The sequence below is a fragment of the Dyella japonica genome (assembly GCF_040545895.1).
Classification (GTDB): Bacteria; Pseudomonadota; Gammaproteobacteria; order Xanthomonadales; family Rhodanobacteraceae; genus Dyella; species Dyella japonica_D.
Map to the genome: position 1 here is coordinate 1 of NZ_JBEPMU010000020.1, position 3238 is coordinate 3238.

Consider the following 3238-nt stretch of genomic DNA (forward strand, 5'->3'; position numbering starts at 1 on the left):
GTTGAGGCAATTAAGCGAACGCGTTGTTTGGACATTCGATGATTATCACCTCGTAAGTGATAGTGATCGGCCCTGAGGCGACTTGGGGTTATATGGTCAAGCGACCAAGCGTATACGGTGGATGCCTTGGCAGTCAGAGGCGATGAAGGACGTGGCAGCCTGCGAAAAGTGTCGGGGAGCTGGCAACAAGCTTTGATCCGGCAATGTCCGAATGGGGAAACCCACTCCGCAAGGAGTACTGCATGATGAATACATAGTCATGCAGAGCGAACCCGGGGAACTGAAATATCTAAGTACCCGGAGGAAAAGAAATCAACCGAGATTCCGTCAGTAGCGACGAGCGAACGCGGACTAGCCCAAAAGCATCATGTGTTTTAGTCGAACGGTTTGGAAAGGCCGGCCATAGCGGGTGATAGCCCCGTAGACGAAAGGGCATGTGGTGTGAAATTGAGTAAGGCGGGGCACGAGAAACCCTGTCTGAACATGGGGGGACCATCCTCCAAGGCTAAATACTCCTGACTGACCGATAGCGAACTAGTACCGTGAGGGAAAGGCGAAAAGAACCCCGGAGAGGGGAGTGAAATAGACCCTGAAACCGTATACGTACAAGCAGTGGAAGCCCGCAAGGGTGACTGCGTACCTTTTGTATAATGGGTCAGCGACTTACTGTCAGTGGCAAGCTTAACCGTATAGGGGAGGCGAAGGGAAACCGAGTCTGAATAGGGCGCATAGTCTCTGGCAGTAGACCCGAAACCGAGTGATCTATCCTTGGCCAGGTTGAAGGTGCGGTAACACGCACTGGAGGACCGAACCCACATCTGTTGCAATAGATGGGGATGAGCTGAGGATAGGAGTGAAAGGCTAAACAAACTCGGAGATAGCTGGTTCTCCTCGAAAGCTATTTAGGTAGCGCCTCGTATGAATCTTCCTGGGGGTAGAGCACTGTTATGGCTAGCGGGCCATCGCGGCTTAGTAAACCATGGCAAACTCCGAATACCAGGACAGAATGTACGGGAGACACACGGCGGGTGCTAACGTCCGTCGTGAAAAGGGAAACAACCCAGACCCGCAGCTAAGGTCCCCAAGTTATCGCTAAGTGGAAAACGATGTGGAAAGGCATAGACAGCCAGGAGGTTGGCTTAGAAGCAGCCACCCTTTAAAGAAAGCGTAATAGCTCACTGGTCGAGTCGGTCTGCGCGGAAGATTTAACGGGGCTAAGCGATACACCGAAGCTCGGGGTGCACACTTTGTGTGCGCGGTAGAGGAGCGTTCCGTAAGCCTGTGAAGGTGAGTTGAGAAGCTTGCTGGAGGTATCGGAAGTGCGAATGCTGACATGAGTAACGATAATGGGGGTGAAAAGCCCCCACGCCGAAAGCCCAAGGTTTCCTCGCGCAACGTTCATCGGCGCAGGGTGAGTCGGCCCCTAAGGCGAGGCAGAAATGCGTAGTCGATGGGAAGCTGGTTAATATTCCAGCACTTGTCTGTAGTGCGATGTGGGGACGGAGAAAGTTAGGTCTACCGGGCGTTGGTTGTCCCGGGGAAAGGCGGTAGGCATGAAGCGTAGGCAAATCCGCGCTTCTTTATGCCGAGCACCGAGACGAGCCCTATTGGGCGAAGTGACTGATACTACGCTTCCAGGAAAAGCCACTAAGCTTCAGCTACAGAGAAACCGTACCGTAAACCGACACTGGTAGGCAGGGTGAGAATCCCAAGGCGCTTGAGAGAACTCGGGTGAAGGAACTAGGCAAAATGGCACCGTAACTTCGGGAGAAGGTGCGCCCTCCGGCGTGGTCACGTGCGTGACTGAGCGCTAGAGGGTCGCAGTAACCTGGCCGCTGCGACTGTTTATCAAAAACACAGCACTCTGCAAACACGAAAGTGGACGTATAGGGTGTGACGCCTGCCCGGTGCTGGAAGGTTAATTGATGGGGTCAGCCGCAAGGCGAAGCTCTTGATCGAAGCCCCAGTAAACGGCGGCCGTAACTATAACGGTCCTAAGGTAGCGAAATTCCTTGTCGGGTAAGTTCCGACCTGCACGAATGGCGTAACGACAGCGGCGCTGTCTCCACCCGAGACTCAGTGAAATTGAAATCGCTGTGAAGATGCAGCGTTCCCGCGGCAAGACGGAAAGACCCCGTGAACCTTTACTACAGCTTCACACTGAACGTTGAGTTCTTCTGTGTAGGATAGGTGGGAGGCTATGAAACCGAGACGCTAGTTTCGGTGGAGCCATCCTTGAAATACCACCCTGAAGTGCTTGACGTTCTAACCTAGGTCCGTAATCCGGATCAGGGACCGTGTGTGGTGGGTAGTTTGACTGGGGCGGTCTCCTCCCAAAGAGTAACGGAGGAGCACGAAGGTACGCTCAGCGCGGTCGGACATCGCGCACTGTGTGCAAAGGCATAAGCGTGCTTGACTGCGAGATCGACGGATCAAGCAGGTACGAAAGTAGGTCTTAGTGATCCGGTGGTTCTGTATGGAAGGGCCATCGCTCAACGGATAAAAGGTACTCCGGGGATAACAGGCTGATACCGCCCAAGAGTTCATATCGACGGCGGTGTTTGGCACCTCGATGTCGGCTCATCACATCCTGGGGCTGTAGCCGGTCCCAAGGGTATGGCTGTTCGCCATTTAAAGTGGTACGCGAGCTGGGTTCAGAACGTCGTGAGACAGTTCGGTCCCTATCTGTCGTGGGCGTTGGAGATTTGAGAGGGGCTGCTCCTAGTACGAGAGGACCGGAGTGGACGTTCCGCTGGTGTTCGGGTTGTCATGCCCATGGCATTGCCCGGTAGCTACGAACGGAAGCGATAACCGCTGAAAGCATCTAAGCGGGAAGCGCGCCTCAAGATGAGATCTCCCGAGACTTCGAGTCTCCTTAAGGCACCATCAAGACTAGGTGGTTGATAGGCGCGGTGTGGAAGTGCAGCAATGCATTGAGCTTACGCGTACTAATGAGCCGTGAGGCTTGACCATATAACCCCAAGACGCTTCGCAGACATCATCGTCTCGACGAAACATCTGATCCGAATTTCACCAGACGCTTGTCACTCGTTTACCCCTTTGCCGGACTGGCGCATCGCTGCGCTGTCCGCACCTCTTCCCTGGCGGCTATAGCGCTGTGGCCCCACCCGATCCCATCCCGAACTCGGAAGTGAAACGCAGCTGCGCCGATGGTAGTGTGAATCCTCATGCAAGAGTAGGTCACCGCCAGGGGCTTTATCCCTCAAACGCCTTCCCA

Annotated in this window: 2 rRNA genes; both read left to right on the plus strand. The window is 54.4% G+C overall.

Going from position 1 to position 3238, the window contains the following annotated elements:
* Positions 1-94 precede the first annotated feature (94 nt).
* Positions 95-2973: ribosomal RNA gene (locus tag ABIC75_RS23020) — 23S ribosomal RNA — on the plus strand.
* Between the two features lie 127 nt (positions 2974-3100).
* Positions 3101-3213 (plus strand): 5S ribosomal RNA (gene rrf, locus ABIC75_RS23025).
* Positions 3214-3238: the final 25 nt, after the last annotated feature.